1 rRNA gene is annotated in these 339 nt (G+C 48.7%); it reads left to right on the top strand.

Annotated elements, in window-relative coordinates:
- Positions 1 to 339: ribosomal RNA gene (locus V3391_RS17630) — 23S ribosomal RNA — on the top strand; the annotation flags it as partial.

Raw genomic sequence — 339 nt, 5'->3', positions numbered from 1 at the left:
GTCCAAGTGAAAGTGAGTAGGCTGAAGACTTAGGTAAATCCGGGTTTTCAAGGCCGAGACACGAGACGAGCCACCAAGGTGGTGAAGTTGTTGATGCCCTGCTTCCAGGAAAAGCTTCTAAACTTATGATTATATGAACCGTACCCCAAACCGACACAGGTGGTCAGGTAGAGAATACTAAGGCGCTTGAGAGAACTCGGGTGAAGGAACTCGGCAAAATTGTACCGTAACTTCGGGAGAAGGTACGCTCTTGGTTGTGATGAGATTTACTCTCTAAGCGACTGAGAGCCGCAGTGACCAGGTGGCTGGGACTGTTTATTAAAAACACAGCACTCTGCG

It is taken from the genome of Luteimonas flava (assembly GCF_036584485.1).
GTDB classification, from domain to species: domain Bacteria; phylum Pseudomonadota; class Gammaproteobacteria; order Xanthomonadales; family Xanthomonadaceae; genus Luteimonas; species Luteimonas flava.
The sequence above is the reverse complement of the archived record's forward strand: the minus strand, read 5'-3'. Positions and strand labels throughout refer to the sequence as shown.